Here is a 21,075-nt window from a genome sequence, read left to right on the forward strand (position 1 = left end):
CTACCGTTTCCTCTCGATGACGCGAGGTGTCCCCATGCTCATGCCGAACAACCCCTGCGGCCGCGTCGCCGTCCTCGGCGCCGGTCCGGCCGGTATGGCCGCGGCCCTGTCCACAGCCCAGGCCGGTCACGAGGTCGCCGTCTACGAGCGCTACCGCGAGGCGCGGCCGGCCGGCAACATCCTCAACCTGTGGCCGCCGCCCCTGAAGGCGCTCCGCATCCTCGGAGTGGACACCGAAGACCTCGGCTCCCCCACGGATTCCGAGTTCCGCAACCTCCGGGGCCACGTGCGCGCGCACGTCAGGCAAGACCCGGAGACCAAGCGCGCATACGGCGGCGGGTTCATCGGACTGCTGCGGCCCGAACTGTACGAGCGGATGCTCGCCGCCATCCCGCCGGGCACCCTCCGGTTCAACCAGCAGGTGACCCGGATCGAGCAGAACGACCACGCGGTCACTCTGAACTTCGCCGACGGCACCACAGCCGAGCACGACGTACTGGTCGGCGCCGACGGCATCGACTCGCTGGTACGGCGCACGCTGTGGGGGGATACGCCCAAGCGCGAGCACCGACTGCACATCTTCGGCGGATTCACCTTCACCGACGTCGACGGCACCGAACCGAACAAGTCCGTCCTGACGCACAGCAGGACCGTGCAGGGAAGCTGGACATCGATCCGGCACAAGGGCCGCGACGGCTTCCAGTGGTGGGTACTCACCGCCACCGACCCCGACGCCCCGGCACCGTCCGACCTCAAGGCCGCGGCCACCGCGTTGGCCGCGGAGTTCCCCGCGCCCCTGCCCGGGCTGATCGCCCAGACAGAGCCGGACAACGTCCAACGCTGGGTGCTGCGCGACCGGCCCCGTCTGCAGCAGTGGTCCAAGGGACGGTCCACCCTCGTAGGCGACGCAGCACACCCGACCTCCCCCTACGCCGCCTACGGCGCGGGCATGTCCATCGAGGACGGCTACTTCCTCGGCCGGGCCCTGCGCGGCGTCGACCTCAGCGACCTCACCGCCGTACAGCGTGCGCTGCAAAGCTACGAGGACCCGCGCAAGCCCCACACCGCCCGGCAGGTCCAGCAGGCATGGATTCTCGGCCAGGTCTTCCACCACGCGCCGGCACCACTGCGGCCGGTCCGCGACTTCATCCTCGACCACACCCCGCTTCTGCAGAAGGTCGCCGGCGACACCAACCCCCGCGAAATCCAGAAGCAACTGGCCCTCATCCAGGACTGATGCACCGCTGGAGGGGATCTGGTCGATCCCACGTCGCCTTCAGTGAGAAGCCGCTCAACGGATCACGGACGTGCAGATCGAACAGGGTTCCTGGCCGGGTGATCTTCCGGCGGTACGCGCATGAAGACAGGGCCTCTCGGTAGCTCGGGGATGCGAATCCGACCGAGCAGTGCCGGGAGGCCCTGGTGTCGTTGTTGTACGCGTCCCAACCCGTTCAGTTCAACTCGGCTGCTCCATCGTGTGACTGCCTTGCGCATGTGTACGGCAACGCGGCCGACCATCCGGACCGGGAGCGCCGGTATCCCTCCGACATGTCGGACGCGGAATGGGCGGCCGTCCGGCCTTTGCTGCCGGTGCCGGCCTGGCTCCAGGGCAGGGGCGGGCAGCCCGAGGGCTACTGCCACCGCCAGCTGCTGGACGCGATCCGTTACCTGGTCGCGGGCGGGATCTCCTGGCGGGCAATGGGCGTGGACTTCCCTGATTGGGGCCGGGTTTACGCCTTCTTCCGCCGCTGGCGCGAGCACGGGCTGATCACAGAGTTCCACGACCGGCTGCGCGGACGGGTGCGTGAGCGGGAGGGGCGTGAGGCGGAGCCGACGGCCGGGATCATCGACGCGCAGTCGGTGAAGGCCGCGGCCACGGTGCCGTCCGTCTCGCGAGCCTGGGACGGCGGGAAGAAGGTGGGCGGCCGCAAGCGGCACATCGTGACCGACTGCCTCGGTCTGCTGCTGGTCGTCGCGGTGACCGCCGCGAACGTCGGGGACCGGGATGCCGCAGTGGGCCTGCTGCAGCGGCTGCGCCGCCTGCACCGTGACATCTGCCTGGTCTGGGCCGACGGCGGTTACACCGGCGGCCTGGCCGACTGGTGCCGGAACAAACTCGCGCTCACCCTTCAGGTCGTCAAGCGCACCGACGATATGGAGGGGTTCGTGGTGCTGCCGAGGCGCTGGGTGGTGGAGCGCACGTTCGCGTGGTTGATGCATTCGCGCCGACTGGCCCGGGACTACGAGACGTTGCCGGCCAGCAGCGAGGCGATGATCCGGTGGTCGATGGTCACGCGGATGGGGCGGCGTCTGGCGCGGGCGCGGGCCGCCGGCCGGCGCTGAACATCCCCGACGTCTCCTGCACGATCCACCCGCGCTCCGCCAGGCGCCCGGCCTTCGAGCGCACCCCCTCGACCTTCGCCGACGTCGTCTGAAGGCCCAGCTCCGCCGTGATCTCCTTGGCCTTCAGCGGTTCTTGGCCCGCCGGCTGCCGCTCGTCGAGCACGCTCAGGATCCGTTGGTAGTCCGGCGCCAGCACCGTCCCCGGCAATCCTTCGCGCCAAGGCGGCACGATCGAGCCCGGCACCGGCGCGGGCGAGGGCACGGTTTCCCGCTCCGCCCCGGCCTCGATCACGGCGGTGGTCAGACAGCCGAGGCTGCTAGGGCCTCGACCAGCTCTTCCCGCGCGATCACCCGCCGGTCCAGCTCGATCTCGGCGGCCTCCAACACCCCAGCCAACCGGGCGACTTCCTCCCGCAGCCCTTCCACCCGCACCCGGGCAGCTGTCTCCCGCTCCTCCAGCATTCCCAGCACCGACGCCATCGCGCACCCCTCGCTCATGGAGCGGAAACAAGACGCCGGATGCCTCCCTCATTCCGAGCTAGACCATGCCTGACCAGCGGAAATCAAGCGATCACGTTCGGTTGAGATACGGCTTCGTAGACAACAACTGGACGTCCAGTTTCTACAGCGTGCTCAGGGGGCACTGCATCCTGGAAAACGGCCCCAAGGATCCATCCATGAACAGGGTGTTCGATCCGCCGATGCAGGCCCTGGACTGGGCACCCGACGCCTTCGGCGGACAGCAGAACGGAACGCCCAACCCCACTGCCTCGGCGATCTTCCGGGCCTCACTCTTGTCGTACGACAGGCGGTTGCGTCCAGGGAAGTGGTGTACGGGTTCGACCTGATCCGGGGGTTTGCTCCGGCATCGGGATGGTGCCCGCATAGATGAACGGCCACCGGCTGATCTTCGAAGTGTCGAAGCCTCGAAGGAGATCAGCACGATGACCGCACCTGACAGTCTGCCCCTGCACGCCCTCGCCGAGGACAACCTCGCCGCGGCGAGTCCCGATCTGCTGCGCGCGATGATCAAGACGTTCGCCGACGCCCTCATGTCCGCGGAGGCCGACGCCCTCTGCAATGCCGAATACGGGCAGGTCAGCGACGAACGCGTCAACCACCGCAACGGCTACCGCCCACGCGAGTGGGACACGAGGGCCGGCACCGTCGAACTGGCCGTCCCCAAGCTGCGCCAGGGCAGTTACTTCCCGCACTGGCTCCTCGAACGGCGCCGCCGGGCCGAGCAGGCCCTGATCTCGGTGGTCGCCACCGCCTACCTGCTCGGCGTCTCCACCCGCCGAGTCGAGAAGCTCGCCGAGTCCCTCGGCGTCACCCAGCTGTCGAAGTCGCAGGTCAGCGCGATGGCCAAGCACCTGGACGAGCAGGTCGCCGCGTTCCGCAACCGGCCCCTCGACGCCGGACCCTACGCGTTCGTCTGGGTCGACGCACTGACCCAGAAGGTCCGCGAGGGCGGCCGCATCATCAACGTCCACGCGCTGATCGCGGTCGGAGTCAATGCCGACGGCCACCGCGAGATCCTCGGCATCGACGTCGCCACCGCCGAGGACGGTGCCGGCTGGCTCGCCTTCCTGCGCTCCCTGACCGCCCGTGGCCTGTCCGGCGTCCAGCTGGTCGTCTCCGACGCCCACACCGGCCTGGTGAACGCGATCGGCGCGGTCCTGCCCGGCGCCTCCTGGCAGCGATGCCGCACGCATTACGCCCGGAATCTGCTCAGCCAGGTGCCGAAGTCCGCCCAGCCCTGGGTGGCCACACTGCTGCGGACGGTCTTCGAACAGCCCGATGCCGACGCCGTCCAGGCCCAGATGCGACATGTGCTGGACGCGATGGAGGCCAAGTTCCCCAAGGCGGCAGCCCACTTGGACTCCGCCCAGCACGAACTGCTGGCGTTCACCGCGTTCCCCCGCGAGATCTGGCGGCAGATCTGGTCGAACAATCCGCAGGAGCGACTGAACAAGGAAATCCGCCGCCGCACCGACGTGGTCGGCATCTTCCCCGACCGCACCGCCCTCATCCGACTCGTCGGCGCGGTGCTGGCCGAGCAGAACGACGAGTGGACCGAAGCCCGCCGATACATGGGACTCGACCTGCTCGCCAAGACCCGCCTCCACCCGATCGAGTCACAAACCGACGACACCGTCCTCCCGACCGAACTCACCGCATAACCTCAAAACGAGATCACCGAGTGGCCGTCAATACACCACTCCAGCGGACGTGACCCGACAGGCCCGTCTGCTGGCGTACGGCGGTTCGCTGCCGCTACGCCGCCGTTTGGTTCGCGGCTCTCGGCACGGTGCCCGCAGGGCGGCGCCGCCCGCCCTGCGGGCGAATACTGCAACTCTCGAATACCGACGCTTCACCAGTAGGGCGAGGGATCGAACGGCAGCATGTGCGGGTCGCGGCGCAGCGGGAATCGGTTCACCGACACCGCCCGGAGCCGGGTGTACTTGCGTATCCCCTCAGCTCCGTGGCGGACGCCCAGCCCGGATCCCTTCCAGCCACCCATGGGCAGACCGAACGCCATGTAGTTGGACTGGACGTCGTTGACGGTGACGCAGCCGACCTCCAGCCGCTCGGCCAGCCTCCGGGCCCGGGCGGTGTCCTTGCCCACGATGGTGGCCTGCAGGCCGTAGGGGCTGTCGTTGGCGAGACGCACCGCCTCCTCCGCGTCGGCCACCTTCATCACCGGCAGTGTGGGGCCGAAGGTCTCCTCACGCATGCACGCCATCGAGTGGTCGACGTCGACCAGCAGCGTGGGCTCGAAGAACCGGCCCGGGCCGGACGCCGCGTGCCCGCCGACGAGCACCCGGGCGCCGCGCTCGACCGCGTCCGTCACGTGGTCCGTCACGACGTCCAGCTGGGGCGGGAAGGTCAGGGCGCCCACGTCGGTGCTGCCCGGCCCGTCCGGCCTGGCCTGGGTGACCTCCTCGAACCGCTCGCGCAGCCGGGCGACGAACCTCTCGTACACGGGGGCCTCGACGTAGCACCGCTCGACCGACGTGCACATCTGGCCGCCGTTGACGAGAGCGCCGTGCAGGGCGACGTTGACGGCGCGCTCGACGTCGGCGTCCGCGAGGACGATCAGGGCGTCCTTGCCGCCGAGTTCGAGCGAGCAGGGCACGAGCCGCTCCCTGGCCCGCGCCGCGACGGCCCGCCCGGTCCTCGTCGAGCCGGTGAACATCACGAAGTCGACGGTGTCCACGACGGCCCGTCCGGTGGCGCCGGCGCCCGTGACGACCTGGAACACGTCCTTCGGCCAGCCGCACTCGCGGGCCAACCGCTCCATGAGGAGCGCGGTCAGCGGTGTGCACTCGGACGGCTTGAGGACGACGGTGTTGCCGGCGGCGAGCGCCGGGATGGCGTCGCCGAACGAGTTGATCAGCGGGTTGTTCCACGGCCCGATGACGCCGACCACGCCGAGCGGCACACGTTGCGTGTACATGCGGCGCCCCAGAACCAGTGGAGACAGTGAGCGGACCCTGGTCTCGGCGAGCAGCCGCGGGGACTGTCTGGCCCAGTGGGCGAAGGCGCCGACGCAGTAGACCACCTCGATGACCGCGTCCTCCTCCGCCTTGCCGTTCTCGGCGACGATCGAGTCCACGATTTCCTGACGGTGGGTCAGCATCCAGTGACGGGCGCGCGCGAACAGTCGCGAACGGGCGTCGGCACGGCCTGCGCATCGCCGCGTTCCCCGTACGGCCGGACGGCACGCTCGACGCGCCGCGCCCCTGGGGTTCGCTGGTCTCACCCCTGCTGTGGCGGCTGGTCAACGACGGGGGACCGGCCGGCCGGGTCACCCGGAAGGTCTCAACCCTGCTGGACCATCCCCAGATCGCCAAGCGCTCCGCCTCACCGATCGCCCCGGACGGTCTCGCCTGGGATCAGGACGGACGGACCGTCTGGGTCGCCAACGCCCTGCGCGGCGAGTGCGTCCGCGTGGCGGAGGGTGGACAGCTCCTCGACCGCGTGGCCACCAGCCAGCACACGCTCAGCTGCCTGGTGGCCAGCGATGACGGCCGCACCCTGTTCGCGGCGACCGTCCCGACCGACGACCCCGTGCACGCCGCCGAACTCAATGCCAGCAGGTCGCGGGTGCGATCCCACAGCTCATTCGCCTGCTCGTGCCCACCATCGAAGCCAAAGGGCGGCGCGAGCGCGACCGTCTCCTGCGCGCCGGCCGCACCCGGCTGTCGGACCCGTCCGGAGGTGCGTGATGACGATCGAGGAGGACCGCATGAGCACATCTGCGATATCCACGCCCGACCAGGTGCGGGCCGCCGTCAGTGGGTTGAGCGAGGTCCGGATGACCCAGCTCGCCAAGGCGACCGAGCACCTGGAACCCCCTTTCGCCGTGGTCGACCTGGACGCCTTCGACCTCAACGCCGCCGACCTGGCCCGCCGTACAAGCGGCAACGCCACCATCCGCCTCGCCAGCAAGTCAGTTCGCAGCCGCGACCTGATCCGACGCGCGGCTGAACGACCGCGCTACCACGGCATCCTCGCCTTCACCCTGCCCGAGGCCCTGTGGCTCGCCGAAGAGTATGACGACGTGGTGATCGGCTACCCGACAACCGACCAGGAAGCGTTGCGGCGTCTCGCCGCGGACGACCGCGCCGCCGAACGCGTCACCCTGATGATCGACTCGGTCGGCCACCTGGACTTCGTCGACGAGGCCGTGGGCCCGAAGCGCCCCGACCTCAGGGTGTGTATCGACCTGGACGCATCGCTCGAACTGTTGGGTGGGCGCGTCCACCTGGGCCCGTACCGCTCACCCGTACACACCCCGCAGCAGGCCGCGGACCTTGCCCGCGCCATCACCGAGCGGCCCGGCTTCCGGCTCGTGGGCGTGATGTCGTACGAGGGCCAGATCGCCGGCCTGGGAGACAACCCGCTCGGCTCGCCCATACAGGGTGTGTTGCGCCGGGCCATGCAGCGCCTGTCGGCCCGCGAGCTCGCCGAACGCCGGGCCGCCGTCATCGCCGCCGTCGAGAACGTCGCACCACTGGAGTTCGTCAACGGCGGAGGCACCGGAACCGTCGAGCAGACCGCCGCCGAGCACGTCATCACCGAAATAGGGGCGGGATCGGGGCTCTACGGACCCGGGCTGTTCGACCACTACCGCCGCTTCCGGCCTCGTGCCGCCGCGTTCTTCGTCATGCCTGTCGTACGCCGCCCCACGGCGAAGATCGCCACTCTGCTCGGCGGCGGCTGGGTCGCCTCGGGACCGGTGGGTGCCGACCGGCTGCCGACGCTCAGCTGGCCCCACGGTCTGAAGCTGACTCCGCTCGAAGGCGCCGGAGAGGTCCAGACCCCCGTGCTGGGCGAGGCCGCGCACGGCCTGCGGCTCGGCGACCACGTATGGCTGCGCCACGCCAAAGCCGGCGAGCTGTGCGAACGCGTCAACACCCTCCACCTGGTGTCCGGCTCCGAGGTCGTCGGCCAGGTGCCCACTTACCGAGGCGAGGGACAGGCGTTCCTCTGAATCCCAACTGTGCCACCCCCCACTCGCCCTTCTGGCCGAACCCACCTCCCGGAGGCCCGATGTCCGCCGAGTTCACATCACCCGCACCCGTGGTCGCGGCAGCCCCCGTGGGTGTCGTCGCGGACGGACCCACTCAGCCCGTGTCCCGTCGTTGGACGTTCGTCTACAGCCTGGTCTGGTTCGGCTACTGGATGGCCAACCTCGTCCCCCTGCAACTGCTGATCCCCCAGCAGTTGCAGGAGATCGACCCGGCCGGCAAGGTCACCGACTACGCCGTCGTCAACGGCGTCTCGGGCTTCGTCGTCCTGCTCGCGCTCCCGGTCGCGGGAGCGCTGTGCGACCGTTCGCGCAGCCGCTTCGGCCGGCGCAGGGCCTGGCTGGGCGGTGGCGCGCTGGCGTTCGCGGCCGGTCTGCTGGCCACGGGCGCGCAGACCACCATGTGGGGAGTGACCCTGGCGTGGTCGGCGGCCATGCTCGGACTCGGCGCCGCGACCGCCGGCCTGACCGCGGTGATCGCCGACCGGGTGCCCGAGCGGCAGCGGGGCATGATATCCAGCGCCATCTACGGCCCGCAGGCCCTCGGCATCCTGCACCAGATGGGCTTCACGGTGCAGGCCCCGGCGCGCCGGGCCGCCGAACGCGACGAGGACGCCGTGACCGGCTGGATCAAGGAGACCTGGCCCCGGGTGGAAAGACGGTGAGGGACCAGGAGGCGTGGCTGTGCTTCGCGGATGAGTCGGGCCAGCTGCTCCGGCCGCCGCAAGCACGGACCTGGTCCCGGCGTGGTCACACGCCCTGTGTCAGGGTCGGGGCCGCGGGCTCGGGACGCGTCTCCCTGGCTGGTCTGGTCTGCCGCAAGGCCGGCCGGCGCACCCGGCTGGTCTTCCGGATGCTGGTCCACCACGGCCGCAAAGGTGAGAAGAAGGGCTTTCGGGAAAGGGACTTCGCCGCGTTACTGGATGCCGCCCACCAGCAGCTCGGCGGCAACATCGTGCTGGTGTCGGACAACTACAGCCACCACGTCGACGCCGCGATGCGCGAACTGATCGGGAAACGGCCGTGGCTGACCGTCTTCCGTTTCCCCACCTACACCCCCGACCTCAACCCGGCCGAGGGTGTGTGGACGCACCTGAAGAAGAGCCTGGGCAACCTGGCCCCATGCAGTATCGATGACCTGGCCGGGCTGGTCCGCACCCGCCTCAAACGGATGCAGTACCGGCCCGACCTGCTCGACGGGTTCATCGCCGAGACCGCACTCGTAACGACGCCACCATGACGTCACCCCGAACCGCAAACCTCAGTAGCTGGTCGTGGCCGACGAGGACAGGCGTCGCCTGGTCGGTGGACGAGGACATGGTGCTGACCGGCTTCAGGCCGGACCTGTCGTTCTTGTCGGAGGTCCGTCTGGGCCTCGGCGAGCGTCTCCACGCGCCGACCGCGCCCAGGAGACGTCCGTCAAGCGGCGCCCTGCTCCAGCAGTTTCTTGAGCGTTTGCTCGTCGCGCGGCAGTTCCTTGCGAGCTTGTGGGCGGAGAACCAAGGGGGCGAGCAACTTGCCCATCCCATACGTCTCGAAGTCCAGGTCGATCGTCAGGCGTGAGCTCGCGCCGTCGTCAAGCGGCTCGATCGTTCCGTGGACCTGCCCTCGCGCGGGTCCTCCGATGCCGATCAGACGCCAGCTTCTCGGCGGATCGAACTCGGTCACTTCCATCGTCATCGGGAACTCGAGGCGGCCGATCCGCCACGTCGCCTTGGCCCGGGAGCCCACGCCCATCGGGCTGTCGCCCACCCGGTGTGCGGATACGGCACTCTCCTGCCATTGCGGCATATGGGAGGGGTCGGTGACGTACGCGAAGACCTCCTCGGGGCGGCGACCGATGTCAACGGTTTCCTTGATCGCGGACATGTGTGTCCCCATCTGTCGGGCCATTAAAAAAACGCTCTCCCCAGCTCACCCAGCACGCCAGGAGAGACAGCCAGGGGCACAGGGTTCGTACGGCGGCTGTTGTCGAGCGGACAGTCGATGGCCGGCCATGCCGAGACCGCCTGGTGAAGCGGAGAGGGTCCGGTCGGCCGCGGCCATGTCTCAGCCCGCTGTCGCTGCTGCGGTCCGGCCGAGCTCGTGGTAGCCGGCGTTGGGGAACAGCCCTGTGGCGGTGGCCAGGCGCACGTTGTAGTTGAAGATCGCTGTGACTTCCACGATGTGCAGGATGTCCGCGTCGGTGAACCCGACGTCTCGCAGTCGGACGCTGTCGTCTTCGTCGCACGCCTCGGGCGTCTGGGTCAGCTTGACGGCGAAGTCGAGCATCACCCGGTCCTGGTGCGCAAGGTCGACGTGGCGGTAGTTGGCGGCGAGACGGTCGACCGAGGCGGAGTCCTTGGTGCGCAGCCGCAGTGCGGCGGCATGCGCGGCCACACAGTAGGGGCAGCGCGCCTCTGCCGACACGACGACGGCGATCATCTCTCGTTGGGTCTTGGTCAGGCCCGAGGGGCCGCGCATCAGCTCGTCGAAGTAGCGCCACCAGCCGACGAAATGGTCGGGGCTGATGGCCAGCAGTCGGGCCACGTTGGGCACGAAGCCGATCTTCTTCACGATCGGATCGATCTCGGCGGAGACTTTCTCGGGCAGGCTCTCTGCCGCTGGCACGGTGATCCATGCCGGGTTGGCGGCGTTAGCGGGGGACATGGTCGGGGCTCCTTTCATATGGTGCACTGATTCCCAGCAGGCCCAGTGCTGCGCGCAGCGGCGACACGGCGGCGCCGAATCGCGCTGAAGACGCCCCGCTGAACGCCCCGCTGAACGCCGGGCTACGTCAGGAGGGCGGCCAGCATGGTGCGGACCATGGTCGGGACGTGGTAGCCGACCGGGCGGTGGAGGATCCGTGCACGGGAACTGCGGATGTCGTTGAGCTGTCTCTCCTGCAGGGCCAGCAGCGAGCGGGCCGCTGCCAACTGCCCTGGATCGCACACGTCCACGACCGCACGCGCTTCCTTCAGCGCGGCACGGGCGCGGGCACACATGTCCTGCAGCAGGGCGCGTACGTTGGCGGTGTCCAGGCCCTGTTCGAGGTCGGAGCGCGCCACGGCGTGCTCCGTGAGCGCGTCGGCGGGCAGACACAGGCGTCCGGCCTCCAGATCCGCCCGCAGATCGTTGAGGAAATCCAGACGCTGGGCGAAGTCGGCGTAGGCCCGCCACGTGCGGGCCGCTTCGTCGCTGGGGCCGCCCTGGTACTGCAGACCTGCCGAACACATCAGCAGGGGCCAGGTGTAGCGGTCCACGTACTGGCCGAACTCCGCTTCGTCGGCGAGGCCTGCGAAGGCGGGCTCCAGCTCGGCGGCATCCAGCAAGCGCCGCATCCATGACGGGCAAAGCCCCCGTACCGTCGCCGAGTTCATGAATGCCCGCACGATGGGATAGGGGCACGAGTCGTCCGGCGCCTCGCGCCGCGCCTGGGCCAGCCAGTCCGCGCGCCGCGCTTGGGCGGGCCCGCTGTTCCCCGCGTCGGCGAGGTCGTCGGTGCGGTTGGCGAAGGCGAGCCCGGCCAGCAGGTGCGGCTGCATGGCCGGCGGGGCCAGGAGACGGACTCCGACGTAGGGTCCGGTGTCACGCTCCCGGATGAACTGCGCGCACCGGGTGTAGTCCTGGTGCAGTCGCTCGCCGCGGATGTCCGCGGCATCCAGGGCCGTACGCCAGGTGGCGAGCTTGGTCACCGCGTGGCCACTTTGCCGAAGCGGCGCGAGCGGTGGCGGTAGATCTCGATGGCCTCACGGAACTTCTCCGGTGTCATGTCGGGCCACAGATCGGGAAGGAACACCAACTCGGCGTAGGCCATGTGCCACAGCAGGAACCCCGACAGGCGCATCTCCCCGGATGTGCGGATCAGCAGATCCACCGGGGGCATGTCGGGGTGGGGCAGGTGTGCCGCAAGTGTCCGCTCGGTGATCTGGCCGGCCGGAACACCGGCGGCGACGATGGAGCGGACCGCGTGCACGATGTCGCCCTGCCCGCCGTGGTTCAGGGCCACTGTGACCGTCATGCCGGTGTTCGAGGCCGTCACCGCGGCGGAGCGGGTCATCGCGGACCGCAGAGACGAAGGCACCTGGTTGTGTGGCTGCCCCAGGTACCGGATGCGGATGCCCCGGCGGTGCCAGCTTTCGAGGTTGGCGTCGATGAACCTCTCGATCGCCCGCATGATCACGGCGACCTCGGCTGCCGGCCGTGCCCAGTTCTCGGTGGAGAACACGTACATGGACAGCCATTGCAGCCCCATGTCGTCGGCTGTCTCGACCATCCGCCGGGCGGGGTCGGCCCCGTGGCCGTGACCCTCGCTGCGTACGAGACCGCGCTCCTCAGCCCATCTGCCGTTCCCGTCCAGGATGCACGCCACATGGCATGGGTCGGTAGAAACCATCATCAATGACCTTTACCCTCCGAGACGGACTTATCTCCATGGATATGCGGCGTACGCGATCTTCGCCATCCCGGAAGGGCCAGACGTGCCACAAAGGTGCCCGAGCCAGAAAGCCATGGATCTCCACCAGTCAACCGTGGATCGCGGCGGGCACAGGCGGCGCACCATGCACTGGCGTGCGGGCGCGCAGGCCATCTGGCCACCTCGGCGGCCACCCGGGCCCGTTCGCCGGGCTCGCTCGCGCCTCCACTGCAGCAGCCTCCCTTCGCGTGGAGGCGCAAGCCGCCGCAGCTACTGAGGTTTGCGGTTCGGGGTGACGTCATGGTGGCGTCGTTACGAGTGCGGTCTCGGCGATGAACCCGTCGAGCAGGTCGGGCCGGTACTGCATCCGTTTGAGGCGGGTGCGGACCAGCCCGGCCAGGTCATCGATACTGCATGGGGCCAGGTTGCCCAGGCTCTTCTTCAGGTGCGCCCACACACCCTCGGCCGGGTTGAGGTCGGGGGTGTAGGTGGGGAAACGGAAGACGGTCAGCCACGGCCGTTTCCCGATCAGTTCGCGCATCGCGGCGTCGACGTGGTGGCTGTAGTTGTCCGACACCAGCACGATGTTGCCGCCGAGCTGCTGGTGGGCGGCATCCAGTAACGCGGCGAAGTCCCTTTCCCGAAAGCCCTTCTTCTCACCTTTGCGGCCGTGGTGGACCAGCATCCGGAAGACCAGCCGGGTGCGCCGGCCGGCCTTGCGGCAGACCAGACCAGCCAGGGAGACGCGTCCCGAGCCCGCGGCCCCGACCCTGACACAGGGCGATCGGTCCCACCAGCATGGTCTTCGAGGCCGGTCACCGTCTGGTGATCGAGGTGGCCTCCCCTGTTCCGCGCCTTCCCCTTCCTGCACATCACCCCGGAGAACCGCCGCACCGGCGGCGAGGTGTCCCTTCACGCCGTCGGGAACGCCGCGTGGGTGGAGCTGCCGGTCATTCCGGACCGAGACACAACGCGTTCGTACGGTCAACGGCGCCACGCGGCCGGCGTCGCGGGAGGCCGCGCGGAGCGGTACGTCGAGTGCACACCGAGACCCTCGGTGTGCACTCGGCTGCGACGACCTGCCGATCTTACGCAGCGGCCCCTTCAGACCTTCGCCGTCGAGCAGCACCACGCTGCAACGTGACCTGGCGCAGGTCGGTCATGGTGCTTGCGTGACGGCGTTCAGGCATTGCGGGTCACTCGGCCGCCGCTGCCCGCAGGGCCTCTCGACGGGCCCGGGCCGTGGTCATCGCCGCCTCCAGGGCGTCCCGCGTGCGTATGAGGTCGTCGATGTGCCGGCTCCTCGGACAACCGGCGATAACGGCCGGAAAGTAGCTGCCAAGGACTGTCCGACCAATCAGGGTCTGTGCCAGGGGGTGGGCGGCGATGTGACCTCCGCTGTGGAGCTACGCACCGTTCGGTGCTTCAGGCCCCCGAGAGGTCCATGACAGGCATCGGCTCTCTGGAGATGCCGTTCGCTTGAAGGTCCGGCTCGCTCCACAGATCCGGCGCTACGACACCAATGGAGCGGCCATGCCGGTCAAGGACGCGCCCGAGGAGTTTGTCGTGGCGGAGTGTGATGGTCCTTTCGGCGATGACGAGGCTGGGGTGAGCGCGGGCGAGATGGGTCTCGAGGCGGAGCACGTCACTTATCGAGTGAAGGCTGGCCTGAATGATCAGGTTGTGGGTGCCGCTGATCGCCGCGCAGTTGCGGGTCTCGGGGAGGCGGACAAGAGCGTGGCCGATGTCGGACAGGTCGTTGGCGGGTGCCGTCGCCCAGAGAGTGACGGCGACGGGCCAGCCGCCCAGGGGGCGGGCGAAATCGCAACGGAAGCGGAGCAGACGCAGGCGTACCAGCTGGTCGATGCGCCGTTTGACGCTGTAGCGGCTGGTGCCCAGGGCTTCGGCCAGGGAGCGGTGGGAGGCTCGCCCGTCGTGGGACAGGTGACCGAGAAGCGTGCGGTCGTGTGAGGTGATTTCGTACTGTCCGCGGGCAGGGTCGGCGGGCCTTGGCGCGCGGGCGTCGATCAGCTGCGTTCGCTGGTCCGACGCGAGCGCGTCAATGCGCCAGTGGCCACCCTCGGTGAACATGTGCGTGACGATTCGGGTGCGGACAGCCGCGATACCCGGGATGGATGCGAGGCCGTCAAGGGCGTAGCGGGACATGGCAGCCAGGTCGCGGGTGGCCACGGTCGCGAGGACACGGTGGGTGTCAGCCGACCGTTCGATGGTGATCACATGCGGGTGGCTCTCCAGGGTGCGCGTCACCTGGGCGCTCGTGCCGGCCGTGCAGTCGATATCGACGAGGGCGACACAGATCTGGTCGAACAGCCTGGCGCCGGGCGAGACACTGACCCAGGCCTCGCCGCGGTCGCTCAGACGGTTGAACCGGCGGGCCACGGTTACCGGATCCACCCCAAGAGTGCGACCCAGGTCGGTCCACGAGGCCCGGGGCTGCAACTGCAGGGCATGGATGAGTGCGAGATCGTCCTCGCTCAGCAGGGGGGTGTTCGTCACTTCCATATCCTGCGTTCTCTCGTGCATGGGCAGCGAAATCCTGCATCCAGGGCGGCCGTGCTGCTCGGTGTCGCATTCTGGGTGTTCCAAAGCGTACCCAGGTGGTTTGTGATCGAAGGGGCGGTGACATGGCGTTCGCCGACTACCAGAACGAGATCTATCTCAACGGGCTGGGCGGGGTGCTGCCGACCTTGCCCATGGACTTCGCGGAGCTGGAGACCAGGGCGGAGGCCGCGCTGCCTCCGTCGGTGTGGTCCTACGTCGCAGGTGGCGCGGGAGACGAGCGCACTCAGCGGGCCAATGTCACCGCCTTCGACCGATGGGGGCTGGTCCCGCGCATGTTCGTCGGCGCCGTCGAGCGGGATCTGACAGTCGAGCTGCTGGGGATGACCCTTCCGTCGCCGGTGTTCCTCGCCCCGATCGGGATGATCGGCATATGCGCGCAGGACGGCCACGGCGACCTGGCCACGGCCCGCGCCGCCGCACGTACCGGCGTCCCCATGGTCGCCTCCACTCTCTCGGTCGATCCGCTGGAGCAGGTGGCGGATCAACTCGGCGACACACCGGGCTTCTTCCAGCTCTACACACCCACCGACCGGGACCTTGCCGAAAGCCTTGTCCACCGCGCCGAACGAGCGGGGTTCAAGGGCATCGTCGTCACCCTCGACACCTGGATCAACGGCTGGCGCCCCCGAGACCTGGCCACGTCCAACTTCCCACAGCTGCGCGGCCACGCTCTGGCCAACTACACCAGCGACCCGGTCTTCCGCGCCGCCTTGCGGCGCCCGCCCGAGGAGGACCCGCAGACCGCGATCCTGCACTGGACCCAGATCTTCGGCAACTCGCTCACCTGGAACGACCTGGACTGGCTGCGCTCCCTCACCACTCTGCCGCTGATCGTCAAAGGCATCTGCCACCCCGAGGACGCCCGCCGCGCCAAGGACGCCGGGGTGGACGGCATCTACTGTTCCAACCACGGCGGCCGACAGGCCAACGGCGGCCTCCCCGCCCTCAACGCCCTGCCCGGCGTCGTCGAAGCCGCCGAAGGACTCCCGGTCCTGTTCGACTCCGGCATCCGCAGCGGCGCCGACATCATCAAGGCGCTCGCCCTGGGTGCGACCGCCGTCGGGATCGGCCGCCCCTACGCGCACGGGTGCGCACTGGCCGGCACGGACGGCATCGTCCACGTGCTGCGCGCGCTGCTGGCCGAAGCCGACCTGATCATGGCCGTCGACGGATACCCCACGCTCAAGCACCTCGTCCCCGAAGCGCTTCAGCCCGTCTGAGCGCGCGACTGTCCGACGTCGGCGACGGGGCAGCCGGCCGGCCCGGGGCGGGAGCGCACGGCGTCCCGGGCCGAACAGGCGACTTCAGCTGGTTGGGGTCCTCCCGGGACGTGTGGTGTCAACGTGGTTGTGTCAGAGAGGAAGGCGGAGTGCGGATGTCTTTCGCCGTTGGCCCGGTTGCCTTTTCGGGGACCAGTCGCAGTACGTCGGCGACGATCCAGCCGAACATCCTGCACTACATCGCTTCCGTCGCCGAGGAGCGCGGCGTCGATCTTCGGCCCGTGCTGGAGCAGGTCGGGCTGGATGAGACGGTCATGCGCTCGGCGGCTCTGCGGGTCTCCTATCGTCAGGGCAGTACGGTGATCCGCCGTGCGCTGGAGCTCACCGGGGACGCGCGCCTGGGGATGAGGGTGGGAGCGGTGCAGCACCCGACGGCTTGGGGTCTGCTCGGCTTCGCCCTGATGGCCAGCGACACACTGCAGCACGCCTTCGAGACCGGAGTGCGGTACCAGAACTTGTCCGGGGCGATGGTGATGTGGTCGGCCGAGCAGGGGGACGAGGGTTTCGTTCTGCGTGCCGACCTTCCTGATCCCGGCCTGGAGCCGGGTGTCGCGGTCTTCCTGATCGAAGAAGGCCTGACCTCGGTGGTCGCCCTGTCCCGGCTGACCGCCGGTCCGGCGTTCACACCGGCACTGGCTGAGTTTGCCTTTCCCGAACCGGCGGAACGCGAACCGTACGGTGCCTTCTTCGGCTGTCCGGTCCGCTTCGGCGCCCCTGTCAGCCGCCTTGTCATCGATCCGGTCTGGGCCCGGACCCGGATGCCGGCCCGGGATCCGGTGACTTGTGCCTCGGTACTGGGGATGCTCGACACGCAGCTGGCCTCGCGCCGCCACCAGCAGGAGCTGCTGGAAGTGCTGGAGATCTCCGTCGCGCAGAGCCTTCCGGTGGTTCCCTCGTTCGCCGAGCAGGCACGCAGGCAGTCGGCCAGCGAGCGGACGCTCCGCCGCCGACTGGCCGACTGCGGTACCACGTACGATGCGCTCGTTGACGGGGTGCGCCGGGAACGCGTCGAACAGCTGATGCTGCGATCGGGACTGACGCTGCGTGATATTGCCCATCGGTCGGGGTTCTCCGACGAGCGAGCCCTGCGTCGGGCGGTGCGCCGCTGGCACGGCACCTCACCGCTGCGGCTGCGGAATCAGACGCCGGAACGGGAGGGGTCGGTGACGAGCTGACTCCGGTCGGCTCCGGTTCCTCGGTTCAGCGGGTTCGGATCCAGACGGTTTTCTCCCTGGTCCATTGCTCGAAGGCGTTCGTGGATTTCTCCGCGCCGCCGCATCCGGACTCCTTCCATCCCCCGAAGGGGGCGGTGATGTCGCCTTCGCTGTAGCAGTTGACCGAGACGACCCCCGCATGGATGCCGTGTGCCAGGCGGAATGCGGCGTCGAGGTCCCGGGTCCACACTGAGGCGGCAAGTCCGTACGCCGTGGCGTTGGCCATACGTATGGCGTGGGCCTCCGTCGTGAAGGTCTGCATCGTCACGACGGGCCCGAACAGCTCCTTGGTGAGTACATCGCTGCCTTCGGGGGCGCGGGTGATCACGGTGGGCGGGTAGTAGGCGGCGCGCGGCGGCAGACCGTCGGGCAGGCTCGCGGTGTGGATCCGGGCTCCGCCGGCCCGAGCGGCCTCCACGGCCTCGGCGACTCGGCTGAAGGCGGCATGGTCGATGAGCGGTCCCAGCTGGGTACGGGGGTGCGCCGGGTCGCCGATGACCAGTTTCTGCGCGGCGGCAGTGAACCGGGCCAGGACCTCGTCGGCAATGCTTTCGTGGACCAGAATGCGCGAGCCGGCCGTGCAGTTCTGGCCCATCGTCAGGAACGCGGCCTCGATCATGCCGTCGATGAGGTCCTGCCCGTAGGCGAGGGCGTCGGCCATCAGCACCTGAGGGCTCTTGCCGCCCATCTCCAGTGAGACACGCTTGAAGTTGCTCTCGGCCGCGTCCTTGAGGATGCGCCGCCCGGTCTCGGTGGAGCCGGTGAACGACAGCGCTCCCACGACAGGGCTGCGGGCCAGGGCCGTTCCGGCGACCGGGCCGTGCCCGGGCAGTACCGTGAGGACTCCGTCCGGGAGGCCGGCCTCGGCGGCGAGTTCCGCCAGGTGCAGGGCCGAACGCGGGGTCGCCTCGGCGGGCTTGACCAGCAGGCAGTTTCCTGCGGCCAGCGCGGGACCGACCTTCCACGCGGTCATGGCCAGCGGGTAGTTCCACGGCAGAATCGCCGCCACCACGCCGATGGGCTCCCGGCTCATCAGGCCCAGGCAGTCCGCCCCTGTGGGGGCGACGCGGCCGAAGATTTTGTCGGCCGCCTCGGCGAACCAGCGGATCGACTCGATCGCGCCGGGTACGTCGCCCGCCCGGCACTCGGAGATCGGTTTGCCCGCGTCCTCACTGTCCAGCCGGGCCAGGAGTTCGGCGTCGCGTTCCATCAGATCGGCCAGCCGCAGCAGCACCGCGCTCCGCTCGCGGACCGGAAGTCGGGACCACACCCCGGCATCGAACACCTGCTGGGCCTGCTCGGCTGCTTTGGCGACGTCCTCGGCCGTCGCGGCGGGCAGCGCGGTGTTCAGCTTCCCCGTCGTGGGGTTGACGACGCGCAACATGGACGGGCTCTCGTCTGTGATCATTCCTCCTCCACCAGCTCCCATCGGCCGTCGACCTGTCGTGCCAGCCCTCTTCGGCGCAGGTCTTCCAGGTAGCGGGCCATGCCGCGGTCGCCGCGCTTGCGGAACAGCGGGAAGGCCTTGGGCAGCAGGTTCGGTACGAGCATTGCGAACCGGACCAGACGGGACTCACCTGAGCGGGGATAGGCCTCCAGGCGGGGCTTGTCCAGCAGGCTCACCACCGCCGCCACGACGTCGGCGGGCTGCTGCGGCGGATCCTGGAACTGCAGGGAGTTCCCGCCCTCCACCGCCTCCTCGCGCAGCATCCGGGTATCGGTGGCCGATGGCAGCACCGACCCGACCCTGATGCCCTTGTCCTTCAGGTCGAGCCCGATCGAGAGCATCGCGCCTCTCAGTCCGAACTTGGAGGCCGTGTAGATCGGGGTCTCGCCGAGCGGGAGGATCCCGCCGAGAGATCCGGTGGTGACCACCCGGGCGTCCCTGGAGGCCCGCAGCAGCGGGATGGCGAGACGGGTCGCGATCAGAGGGGAGAGCAGATTGAGGTCGAGTTCCCGCTCGATGCTCTCGATGCTGCGCTCGTCGAAGCGTGCCGCGCTGGTCATGCCGACGTTGTTGACCAAGACGTCCAGACGGCCGTAGCCGACGGCGACCTGGTCGAAGAGGTCCTCCACCTGGGCGCGGTCCGTCAGATCGCAGCCAATACCTGTGTGCCCAGGGCCGGGAAGCTCGTCGGCGACCTTCCTGGCGCGCGCCTCGTCGATGTCGACGACGACGCAGCGGGCGCCCCCGGAGGCGAAACGGCGGCACATGGCGCTGCCTATTCCCCCCGCGCCGCCGGTCACCAGCATGACTTTGTCGGTGAAGTCGAAGCTGCTCATGACACCGTCTCCTTGTGCCGAACGGAGGTCACCTGTGGCGGCCGGCCCTCGGTGCGCCAGCCCATCCCGGCCGCGATCTTGGTCAGGTACTTCACGTAGGTGCCGCTGTTGACGTAGCCGGTGTGGCGGGGCGAATCGACGAACTTGATGCCGCCGGACAGATCCGGGCGGTCGCTTCGGATCATGCGGGCGAACCGCTGCGCGTTCGGCAGCTTGCGCTGCGCGTCGTGGATGTAGTCGGCGATCATCTGGGACTGGGTGTCGAAGAGCGCGTAGGCAGCGGAGTTCGTCTCCACGAATCCGACGCCGAACAGTCCCTCGTGCTCACGCGAGAACGCCGACAGGTACAGGTCGGGGTGCTGTTCGTCGCCGAAGTACTTCTGCGCGACCGGCACCTTGTGCTTGTAGCCGGTCGCCAGCAGGATCACGTCGAATTCGTCGTGTGTGCCGTCGGTGAAGTGCACCGTACTGCCGTCGGTACGGGTGATCCCGGGCCTGGCCGTGATGTCGCCATGCTGGAGATGATGATGCAGCGTCGAACTGAGCACGGGGTGGGTCTCGAACAGCTTGTGGTCGGGCTTTTGCAGACCCAGCCGGGTCGGGTCACCGTTGAGAATCCGCAGGAGGGCTCCGAACAGCTTTTGCTCCAGCCACATCGGTAGCCTCGGCCCCACAGTGGCGAGTGTGTCCGCGGGCCGGCCGAAGATGTGCTTGGGTATGAACCAGTAGCCGCGGCGCATGCTGATCACCGCACGGTCGGCCACCCGGGCCGCATCGCATGCGATGTCACAGCCGGATGCTCCCGCCCCCACAACCAGCACGCGCCTGCCGCGCAGTTCGTCCGGACTGCGATAGTCGACCGCGTGACGGATCTCGCCGGTGAAGCTCCCCGGCAGGTCGGGGATGTTGGGATGCCATTGCGAGCCCGTGCACACCACGACCTGGCTGTGGACGGTCTGCCGTCCGTCGGCCCTGGTGACCGTCCAGGTGCCGTCCGCGTTCTTGTCCACTCCAATGACCTCGGTACCGAATTCGATCCGTTCCGTCAGCCCGTATGCTTCAGCGAACGACGTCAGGTAGGACAGAATGTGCCGGTGCGAGGGGTAGTCGGCGAAATGGTCCGGCATCGGCCAGCCACCGAAAGCCGAGAGCGTCTTGCTCGAATTGAAATGGGCCGACTCGTACATCGGACTTCCGGGGCTGTCGATATCCCACACACCGCCGAGCGCCGTATGCCGCTCAAGATGCGTATAGGACAGCTGCCGCTCTGTCAACGCCCTGGCGACTGCCAACCCGGCAGGGCCCGCCCCGATCACGCACGTGTCATGAGAAGTGCTACTCACGATTCTGCCTCCCGTCTTGCCAGGATTCGCTGGCGTTGACGGGAATCTATTCATCCAACGTTCAGGGGACACTGACCAGTGCGGTCATGGAGGGGGC

Annotated in this window: 18 protein-coding genes and 2 pseudogenes; 8 read left to right on the top strand and 12 right to left on the bottom strand. The window is 68.8% G+C overall.

The features are described from left to right. Positions 1-34: 34 nt before the first annotated feature. Both OG289_RS49200 and OG289_RS49205 read left to right on the top strand, forming a co-directional pair. Positions 35-1,237, top strand: a complete 1,203-nt coding sequence (locus OG289_RS49200; RefSeq protein ID WP_327320506.1) for an FAD-dependent oxidoreductase — start codon at positions 35-37, stop codon at positions 1,235-1,237. A gap of 257 nt (positions 1,238-1,494) precedes the next feature. After that, a complete protein-coding gene (locus OG289_RS49205; protein ID WP_327320507.1) occupies positions 1,495-2,343 on the top strand; it encodes an IS5 family transposase in 849 nt (282 codons plus the stop codon). Here the strand turns inward: OG289_RS49205 and OG289_RS49210 are convergent. Together OG289_RS49210 and OG289_RS49215 are read right to left on the bottom strand one after the other, a co-directional pair. Then, positions 2,291-2,635, bottom strand: a complete 345-nt coding sequence (locus tag OG289_RS49210) for a hypothetical protein (RefSeq protein ID WP_327320508.1) — start codon at positions 2,633-2,635, stop codon at positions 2,291-2,293. The two genes, OG289_RS49205 and OG289_RS49210, sit on opposite strands and share 53 nt — an antisense overlap. A gap of 8 nt (positions 2,636-2,643) precedes the next feature. Beyond that, positions 2,644-2,841, bottom strand: a complete 198-nt coding sequence (locus OG289_RS49215; RefSeq protein ID WP_327320509.1) for a hypothetical protein — start codon at positions 2,839-2,841, stop codon at positions 2,644-2,646. Positions 2,842-3,020: 179 nt separating this feature from the next. On the opposite strand from OG289_RS49215, the gene OG289_RS49220 reads away from it, so the two are divergent. Further along, entirely contained in the window at positions 3,021-3,191 is a 171-nt protein-coding gene (locus OG289_RS49220) for a hypothetical protein (RefSeq protein WP_327320510.1), read from the top strand. Between the two features lie 96 nt (positions 3,192-3,287). Then, complete coding sequence (locus OG289_RS49225) at positions 3,288-4,526, top strand: IS256 family transposase (RefSeq protein ID WP_327315785.1); 1,239 nt, start codon at positions 3,288-3,290, stop codon at positions 4,524-4,526. Between the two features lie 191 nt (positions 4,527-4,717). Here OG289_RS49225 and OG289_RS49230 read toward each other — a convergent pair whose 3' ends face one another. After that, complete coding sequence (locus tag OG289_RS49230; protein ID WP_327320511.1) at positions 4,718-5,986, bottom strand: aldehyde dehydrogenase family protein; 1,269 nt, start codon at positions 5,984-5,986, stop codon at positions 4,718-4,720. A 678-nt stretch (positions 5,987-6,664) separates the two neighbouring features. Here OG289_RS49230 and OG289_RS49235 point away from each other — a divergent pair. Both OG289_RS49235 and OG289_RS50000 read left to right on the top strand, forming a co-directional pair. Further along, positions 6,665-7,843 (top strand): amino acid deaminase/aldolase, encoded by a 1,179-nt coding sequence (locus OG289_RS49235; protein WP_327321032.1) that lies wholly within the window; start codon positions 6,665-6,667, stop codon positions 7,841-7,843. 59 nt (positions 7,844-7,902) lie between these two features. Then, a pseudogene (locus tag OG289_RS50000) lies at positions 7,903-9,119 on the top strand (MFS transporter). A gap of 179 nt (positions 9,120-9,298) precedes the next feature. Here the strand turns inward: OG289_RS50000 and OG289_RS49250 are convergent. The 6 genes and pseudogenes from OG289_RS49250 to OG289_RS49275 all read right to left on the bottom strand — a co-directional run bounded on the left by OG289_RS49250 (position 9,299) and on the right by OG289_RS49275 (position 14,792). Beyond that, positions 9,299-9,748 (bottom strand): SRPBCC family protein, encoded by a 450-nt coding sequence (locus OG289_RS49250; protein WP_327320514.1) that lies wholly within the window; start codon positions 9,746-9,748, stop codon positions 9,299-9,301. A 180-nt stretch (positions 9,749-9,928) separates the two neighbouring features. Beyond that, the gene (locus OG289_RS49255) at positions 9,929-10,528 is read right to left on the bottom strand and encodes a peroxidase-related enzyme (RefSeq protein WP_327320515.1); all 600 of its coding nucleotides are present in this window, start codon (positions 10,526-10,528) and stop codon (positions 9,929-9,931) included. Between the two features lie 122 nt (positions 10,529-10,650). Beyond that, entirely contained in the window at positions 10,651-11,553 is a 903-nt protein-coding gene (locus OG289_RS49260; protein ID WP_327320516.1) for a squalene/phytoene synthase family protein, read from the bottom strand. Continuing rightward, a complete protein-coding gene (gene uppS, locus OG289_RS49265) occupies positions 11,550-12,230 on the bottom strand; it encodes a polyprenyl diphosphate synthase (RefSeq protein WP_327320517.1) in 681 nt (226 codons plus the stop codon). Before uppS ends, OG289_RS49260 begins: the two co-directional genes overlap by 4 nt. 343 nt (positions 12,231-12,573) lie before the next feature. Next, positions 12,574-13,059 (bottom strand): annotated as a pseudogene (locus OG289_RS49270) (transposase); the annotation flags it as partial. A gap of 641 nt (positions 13,060-13,700) precedes the next feature. Beyond that, a complete protein-coding gene (locus OG289_RS49275; RefSeq protein ID WP_327320519.1) occupies positions 13,701-14,792 on the bottom strand; it encodes an Lrp/AsnC family transcriptional regulator in 1,092 nt (363 codons plus the stop codon). A gap of 128 nt (positions 14,793-14,920) precedes the next feature. Between OG289_RS49275 and OG289_RS49280 the strand changes: the two genes are divergently transcribed. Together OG289_RS49280 and OG289_RS49285 are read left to right on the top strand one after the other, a co-directional pair. Further along, positions 14,921-16,078, top strand: coding sequence for an alpha-hydroxy-acid oxidizing protein (locus tag OG289_RS49280; protein ID WP_327320520.1), 1,158 nt, complete (start codon positions 14,921-14,923; stop codon positions 16,076-16,078). 155 nt (positions 16,079-16,233) lie between these two features. Further along, entirely contained in the window at positions 16,234-17,313 is a 1,080-nt protein-coding gene (locus OG289_RS49285) for an AraC family transcriptional regulator (protein ID WP_327321033.1), read from the top strand. A 25-nt stretch (positions 17,314-17,338) separates the two neighbouring features. Here the strand turns inward: OG289_RS49285 and OG289_RS49290 are convergent, their stop codons facing one another. From OG289_RS49290 to OG289_RS49300, 3 genes are read right to left on the bottom strand one after another with little or no spacing between them, the layout of a single operon-like run. Then, positions 17,339-18,760 (bottom strand): aldehyde dehydrogenase family protein, encoded by a 1,422-nt coding sequence (locus OG289_RS49290; RefSeq protein ID WP_327320521.1) that lies wholly within the window; start codon positions 18,758-18,760, stop codon positions 17,339-17,341. Beyond that, entirely contained in the window at positions 18,757-19,635 is an 879-nt protein-coding gene (locus OG289_RS49295; protein ID WP_327320522.1) for an SDR family NAD(P)-dependent oxidoreductase, read from the bottom strand. Before OG289_RS49295 ends, OG289_RS49290 begins: the two co-directional genes overlap by 4 nt. Beyond that, positions 19,632-20,951, bottom strand: coding sequence for a flavin-containing monooxygenase (locus OG289_RS49300; protein ID WP_442819138.1), 1,320 nt, complete (start codon positions 20,949-20,951; stop codon positions 19,632-19,634). The genes OG289_RS49295 and OG289_RS49300 overlap by 4 nt, the downstream gene beginning before the upstream one ends. Positions 20,952-21,075: the final 124 nt, after the last annotated feature.

The organism is Streptomyces sp. NBC_01235 (assembly GCF_035989285.1).
Lineage (GTDB): Bacteria > Actinomycetota > Actinomycetes > Streptomycetales > Streptomycetaceae > Streptomyces.